General features: G+C 61.3%; 8 protein-coding genes. 5 read left to right on the top strand and 3 right to left on the bottom strand.

Features of this window, described 5'->3' with window-relative positions; translation table 11 throughout:
- Window positions 1-79: 79 nt before the first annotated feature.
- Both ACKAE7_RS14760 and ACKAE7_RS14755 read right to left on the bottom strand, forming a co-directional pair.
- The gene (locus ACKAE7_RS14760; protein WP_408979572.1) at window positions 80-430 is read right to left on the bottom strand and encodes a hypothetical protein; all 351 of its coding nucleotides are present in this window, start codon (window positions 428-430) and stop codon (window positions 80-82) included.
- Between the two features lie 78 nt (window positions 431-508).
- Complete coding sequence (locus ACKAE7_RS14755; RefSeq protein WP_408979571.1) at window positions 509-940, bottom strand: hypothetical protein; 432 nt, start codon at window positions 938-940, stop codon at window positions 509-511.
- 486 nt (window positions 941-1,426) lie between these two features.
- Here ACKAE7_RS14755 and ACKAE7_RS14750 point away from each other — a divergent pair, with 486 nt between their 5' ends.
- The 5 genes from ACKAE7_RS14750 to ACKAE7_RS14730 all read left to right on the top strand — a co-directional run bounded on the left by ACKAE7_RS14750 (window position 1,427) and on the right by ACKAE7_RS14730 (window position 5,859).
- Window positions 1,427-1,843, top strand: a complete 417-nt coding sequence (locus ACKAE7_RS14750) for a hypothetical protein (protein WP_408979570.1) — start codon at window positions 1,427-1,429, stop codon at window positions 1,841-1,843.
- Window positions 1,844-1,857: 14 nt separating this feature from the next.
- Entirely contained in the window at window positions 1,858-2,151 is a 294-nt protein-coding gene (locus ACKAE7_RS14745) for a hypothetical protein (RefSeq protein WP_408979569.1), read from the top strand.
- A 276-nt stretch (window positions 2,152-2,427) separates the two neighbouring features.
- Entirely contained in the window at window positions 2,428-3,561 is a 1,134-nt protein-coding gene (locus tag ACKAE7_RS14740; protein ID WP_408979568.1) for a tyrosine-type recombinase/integrase, read from the top strand.
- 53 nt (window positions 3,562-3,614) lie between these two features.
- Entirely contained in the window at window positions 3,615-5,495 is a 1,881-nt protein-coding gene (locus tag ACKAE7_RS14735) for a tyrosine-type recombinase/integrase (protein WP_408979567.1), read from the top strand.
- Complete coding sequence (locus tag ACKAE7_RS14730; protein WP_408979566.1) at window positions 5,485-5,859, top strand: DUF6262 family protein; 375 nt, start codon at window positions 5,485-5,487, stop codon at window positions 5,857-5,859. The genes ACKAE7_RS14735 and ACKAE7_RS14730 overlap by 11 nt, the downstream gene beginning before the upstream one ends.
- A 50-nt stretch (window positions 5,860-5,909) precedes the next feature.
- Here the strand turns inward: ACKAE7_RS14730 and ACKAE7_RS14725 are convergent, their stop codons facing one another.
- A complete protein-coding gene (locus ACKAE7_RS14725) occupies window positions 5,910-6,089 on the bottom strand; it encodes a hypothetical protein (protein WP_408979565.1) in 180 nt (59 codons plus the stop codon).
- Window positions 6,090-6,657: the final 568 nt, after the last annotated feature.

The raw sequence follows: 6,657 nt of genomic DNA, 5'->3' as shown, positions 1-6,657 counted from the left end.
GGCGACCACCAGCGGAAGCCGGCCACGGGCGGCGGACCGCCCGCGGTGACCGGCCCCGAAAGACCGGCCACCCTCGGTCCTATTCGCGGCGGTCGTGCAGCGGGACGGCTCCATAGTGTCCGGCCGCGCGGCGGAACCTCGCGTCACTGCTGAAGATGAACGTGCCGCCAAACATGTACCACGGGGCGGGTTCATCGGCCGGGGCGACCGGCTCGGCGTGGACCACGGTTTCGCGGTGGAAGTGCTCATTTTTGACGAGCCGGACGGCGGGCCGTTCCTCGGTGGCCTCGAATACCGGGTCGATGCCCTCGCCAATGACGGTTACTTCCATGACGCGGGCGGAGATTCCCCGGTTCGAGAAGTCCGTGCCCAGGGCGTCGCGGTAGATCAGGGCGGTGATGCCCTTGGGGGCTTTGGTGTCGTTGCTCATGTGCTAGCTCCTTTGAAGTCGTTTGGGGTGCTGTACTGCCCGGCTCCGGCCGGGCAGTACAGCGGTTGTAAGTGCTTGTTAGGCGGCATCCCGCACGATGTAGGGCATCCGGTACCGGCTGGGAAGTTCGGCGGCGGCTTCCGGCAGGTCTGCCGGGCCTTGGGCCTGCCCGTTCTTCCAGTGGAAGAATGCTTGCTCCGTGATCGCGTCCCACAGGCGGGCTTTCGTCCGGTAGTAGGTGCACGTCACGTCACCCTCGCAGTAGGTGGCGATGCCGAACAGGTTGCCGATGCTGTCAGCGGTGCGGGTAACGGCGACCATGACGTAGGGCCATTGGCCCAGGTCCCAGCCGTCACAGCCCCAGCTGGAGAGCACGGCCCAGCCGTGTTCTTCGATCAACTCCATCCAGTCGTAGCCGCCGTTCATGTGGTAATCACCCAGCACGGTTACGCCGTCGATGGTTTCCTCCGTGTCCGCGAGGGTCACGGTCTTTTTGCTTACTGCGGTCATGGTTTTTGTCCTTGCAGAGACGTGGGGGGTGTGGGGCGATCAGGTGACCGGCCAGCTTCCCTTTCCCCCGTTGTTTTTGGCTGCTGGCGAAGCTTGCGGAGCTGTGCCCGTGCAGGCCCGTCTACCCGCAGGGCAAGACCCGGGAAATCTTCGGAGGAAATAAGCGACGCAGGAGCGCCGGAGAAGACTTTTGCGGGCCGCAGGCCCCGACGAAGGAGGGGCTAGCCGGGTTGGGGCGGGCACGTACAATCCGAAGGACAGCAGCCAAAAAACGTCGTAGACACACCAGGGCCAGGGACGGCGGAGCTCTGCGGAGCCGGCACTGGACCCAACAGCCGGCCGCGCCAGCGGACGCCCATCAACTGGTTGAAGCGCTGCGGAAACCAGGGCGAGCCCAGCGAGCCTGCCTCTCCCCCAGGCCACGGCCCACAAAGGGGACGTGGCGCCCACTGCGCCGTGTCGGACCTCTCTGGTAGCTTGCAGGGCATGGTCGTGAAGTCATGCGGATATTGCAAGGAAATGGTCGATCTCAGCGCTGGACCTCATATCCATGACCCCAAAAAATGCAAAAAGTGTGGGGAGCTGCTGCCGGCAGATGCTTTCGCCCCCTGGCCCTCCAGCGCTGACGGCCGCCGGCATGTCTGCAGCCAGTGCGTTGCCGATGAATCTGCGACAGCCAGGGTTCATCGGGTTGTCGAAAAGGACAAGCAGTTCCGCGATGACAAGGAAAAGCTCAAAGAGCATCGCTACCGTTGGGTGCGGCGGGTCGTTCAGCCTGGACCGGATCCTGTCCTTCGCTGGGTATTGCTGGATCCGCAGGGGCATGAGGTAACAAAGGAACAGGCCCTGCGGGATATCGAGATTGCGGAGAGCCCGGAGCCCGACGACTACCCGATTTACTAAGAGGAGATTTAGCTTTGGGACTGCGCGAATTTTTTGGTCGGCAACGGACACCAGCTGCGGCTGCGTCCTTCCCCGTGGCCTCGGCTGTGGAGACGGAGCGACCGCCGCTGACGCCGGCCGAGCTGGCCGACTTGGAAGAGGCTTGGGTTGAGCTCCGACAGGTTTCCCAGGAGGCCGGCGTAACCTCATTTCGAGCCTGCACGCGTGACGGCAGCCGCTGGGAAAACAACCCGGAGTCCGTGCGGGCCATGGCGCGCATGATCAAGGGCACACAGAAGTACACAGCCGAAGGTCCGAAGGACGTGTAGCGACTGAAGGGGGTCAAGCCCTGCCCTGTCAGACCCCTCCCCCATGATGAAAAGGATGGCGGCCGTTCCTGGCCGCCACCTTTTGGCGCGTCTATTCGAATATATGTTTCCTTCAGCCAGCGGCTGGATGTCTTCGACGTAGCTTACGGATGGCCTACGACAGTCACGCCCGCTTCGAGGAAGTGTTATCTGGAGTGTTGTCCACGAGTTTACGGTTCAGTCAATTGGGCCTGTTAGAACGGATGTCATCACAGGAACTGCTTCCAAGGAGCCACCATGCCCTGGTCCGTTCAGCGAGTGCTTCAGCACGATGGAGCGGAGTCGTGGACCGTCACTGATTCCTCATACGATGTCGTGGTTCCGGTCGATCGTTTCCTTGCTCATCTGGGAGCGGTCGATCGGTCACCCGGGACTGTTAGGTCTTATGCCTTCGACCTGCGGGACTTTTTCACCTTCCTTGAGCGGTGCCAGCTCCAGTGGCGTGACGTGCAGCTGGAGGATCTTGGCCGCTTCGCCAACTGGCTGCAGCTGGCTCCTGATGAGAGAGGGGGACAACTGCGGCGGCTTGCCGTCGGGGCGCAACATTGTTCGGCCGTGACGATCAACCGCAAGTTATCCGCTGTCGGGTCGTTCTATCGATTCCATCATCAACAGGGGGAGGCCTTCGAGTTCCTGGCGGTGACAGACCGCCGTGGCGCCGGAAGGTCATGGAAACCTTTGCTTGTCCATCTTGGCGGCCCGGAGCGGCCAGGGAAGGAACTGAAGCGGCGGGTGCCGACTCGAACGCCACGGATTCTTACCCCAGAACAGGTATCGGCGGTCTTGGATGCCTGTGACCACCTGCGGGACAGGTTGCTGTTCGCCCTCTTGGCCGGGACGGGAATGCGGATCGGCGAAGCTCTCGGTCTCCGTCACAGTGACCTCGATTCCGCAGAGTGCCTCGTGAAGGTGCGCTTCCGGCAAAACGCCAACAAGGCCAGGGCAAAAACTGGTGACCGCGACATTCCCATCCAGCCCGGCCTGGTGCGGCTGTTCGCGGACTACCTGTTCGAAGAGTACGGGACACTGGATTGCGACTACGTCTTCGTGAATCTTTGGGCCGAGCCCATGGGCCGTCCAATGACCTACCAGGCTGTCCTTGACCTGGTAGCCCGCCTGCGTGCCCGCACAGGATTCCACTTCACGCCACACCAGTTCCGCCACACCTACGCCACAGACCTGCTTCGCAGGAACGTCCCATCGGAGGTCGTCCAGAAGCTTCTGGGCCACTCATCCGTCGCAACCACGATCGACACGTACTCCCATATCGACATTCAGCACCTGCGGAAGGCGCTGGCTGCGGCAGGGTGGATTCCTCAGTGCCCGGAGACCAGCAATGAAACCCCCTTCCTGGAACGGGGCACAAGATGAACCGGCCTAAAACAAGGGGCGTCGCTGCCGGCCCAAGCGACCCCCTGCCACGCATGCGCGTCGCCTTATCACCACGCTTCGACGCCGCAGTGATAGTCCTTGACGACCCGGATCTCACCGCAAATTTGTACCCGATCTGCAGCATCGACGGGTGCGCCCGGTTCCTCAGCACCAGACAGCTCTGCCAGACACACCTCGGCCGGTGGAAGAAACTCGGCCACCCCACGCTCGATGAATTCCGGACCATGTCGGGCCCCAAAACCAATCCCGAAAAAATCGACCTCACCGGCCTGCCAGAAAAGCTCCGGGTCGAGCTGGCCCTATCTCTTCAACTGTTGGCATCCAGCCCGCGAAGCCGTCGACGCTTCCGGTTACAAGACCTACGCGACCTGATCAAATTTCTGAGACACCGGGAGACCGGGTCATTGCTCACGGACCTGCCCTTAGAAAGCACGGAAATCCAAAAGGGTTCTAAGGAAATGCGGCGGGCACACGCTGCCCTGCACACGGCGCTGGAACACTTCCTGGAACCGCCTGATGCGTCCTCAGAGTTCGAACGCGATGCCTGGCGGCTCGAGGTCATGGGCTTCCGAGGCCGGACGGGTCAGCAGGGCATATTGCGGTTCGGCACCATCCCGCAGCCGTGGCTAAAGTTGCTCGCCAAGCGTTTCATCCGGTGGCGGATCTCCACAGGCACGAGCTACTCCCAACTCAACCGGGACATGACGGCCCTTCACCGCCTGGCTGATGCTTTCACCGAACATGCCGGCGCCAAGGGAACGGTGCAGGACTTCACCAGAGAAAGCATCGAGGTCTACCTCAACCTGCTGCTTCGGCTCCGCCTGAGCCCGGCCAGCCGCAGCTACTCGCTCAGCTCAACAGCCCTGTTCCTACGAGCTGTCCGCGAAAACAACTGGCAACCAGACCTGCCGCCATCTGCCGCAATCCGTTCCAGCGACCACCCACGCCGCACTGCAGCTCTTCCCCGGGCACTCCCGGAATTCATCATGGCCCAAATCGAAGACCCCAAGGCTCTCGCGCAACTAGAGCAGCCGCACCGGCTCATGATGCAGATACTCACCCGCACCGGTCTACGCCTTTCCGACACATACCGCCTGGAAATCGACTGCCTCCTCAGCGACCACCAGAACGCCCCCTACATGCGCTACTTCAACCACAAAATGTCCCGCGAAGCGACCCTGCCAATCGACGACGAACTCGCCGCCGCGATCACCGAGCAGGCAAAAGCAGTTCAAGCAGTCCTGCCGGACGCCCGCTACCTCGCCCCCGGCCCGACCTCCACAACCGGCGATCGGCCATGGAATCCCGGAACCGCCGCCGGCCACATCCAGACCTGGCAGAGAACAATTGGACTTCACGATGAGCAGGGCCGTCCGTTCCGCTTCACCGCTCATCAGCTCCGACACACGTACGCGACTCGCCTGATCAACGCCGACGTCCCGCAGGAAGTGGTCCGCCGACTCCTCGACCACCAATCGCACGAAATGACCGCCCGATACGCCCGACTGAAGGACGAAACAGTCCGCCGTCACTGGGAACAAGCCAGGAAGATCACGATTCACGGCGAGATCGTCAACCCGGCGGAGGATGCTGCCATCAATGACGCAGCCTGGATGAAGGAAAACCTGGGCCGGGTCACGATGGCCCTACCAAACGGCTACTGCGGTTTGCCACTGCAACAGGCGTGCCCCCATGCCAATGCCTGTCTGACATGCCCGGTCTTCGTCACCACCCCCGACTTCCTCACTGAGCACCTCGACCATCTACGCTCTACGAAAAGACTCATCGCTCAAGCTGAATCGGCAGGACAAACCCGCGTCGTGGAGATGAACAGCCAGGTTGCAGCCAACCTGCAAAACATCATCGACACCATCCAAAGCACCGGGGAGCGAAACAACATCGATGAGAACTGACAACAGCCAGCACCTCCTGGCAGCCGCACGGCGTCGATCAGCTAGAGCCCGTCAACAAGTGCAGGAAGCACTCAAACAACTCGGACAAACCACACAACCCGTGACCGTCAGTGAACTGGCGCGAAGATCAGGCGTATCCCGCTCATGGCTCTACACACAACCGGACCTGCTGGAGCAGCTCCAACGACGGAAACTACCCGGCAAGACGGCCCCAACGGGACCAGACGTTCGCGCATCCGAGGCATCAATCCACCGGCGCCTCGAGCTCGCCTACAAACGCATCCGACAGCTGACCGATGAAAACAAACGCCTGGAGGAGCGGCTGGCACGAGCACATGGCGCCCTGCGCGAAGCCCGACATTGACGCCTTTCGCTTGGCAGTGGCTAGAGAGTCGGTGTCCGGTAGTCGATCCCTCAACGCGTGTTGGTTCCGCCCTTCTTATTGTGCTCGTAGGTGAGCTTTGCTACGTAACCGACGAAGAGCGCTCCGGGTATTGAAGCTATTCCTGGCTTATCCGGAAACAGAGTTGATAGCAGCAAGAATAGTGCGATGCTAGCCGCGAACCCGAGCGCGACCTTGAAGCTTGTTCTCATGTTCGAAGTGTAAATGTGTCGATCCACAACTTTCGTGATCGTGGCACGAAGCAGATCCATGGTGAAGTTATTATCCGCCTCTAACTCGGTAACGTGCGAAGCTCAACGTATGGGAAACCGGAGGAGCAACCGGATACGCTCGACCATACTCGCAGTAGCTTTTATAGCCCTGCTAGTTGGGGTTGGGGTCGGCGTCGCATTGCTAGAAGCAAATGGAATTATCGAGGACCCCGGACAGCTCGTATGCGACTGGGCCACCCGTGGAAACTGCAGGCGCTGACCTGAGGCTAGGTATCCGACGACTCAACCCAGGGCGACCGGGCATCGTTCTAGCAGGTGAGCCAGCGCCCTAGCTCGACGGAATCTCAGCCCTTCATCCATCTGTCATGCACAAGGTATCTCGTGAGCCGGTCGCTTGGCTGACCCTCTGCTGCCCGTTGAAGGGTCCACCACCGACAGCTGTTCCGTCCTGGGTAGCGTCATCAGAATTCCCGCCGTTCCAAAGTCTCTTGGGTTCCCGTAAGACCGCCCGGAAATCCGCCCGGTTATGGGGGCCGCAAAGGCTACA

Origin of the sequence: Pseudarthrobacter sp. NKDBFgelt (assembly GCF_046097905.1) — a bacterium.
In the GTDB taxonomy this organism is placed as follows: Bacteria; Actinomycetota; Actinomycetes; order Actinomycetales; family Micrococcaceae; genus Arthrobacter; species Arthrobacter polychromogenes.
Note: the sequence above shows the minus strand (reverse complement) of the source record. Positions and strands in the feature narration are given on the sequence as shown.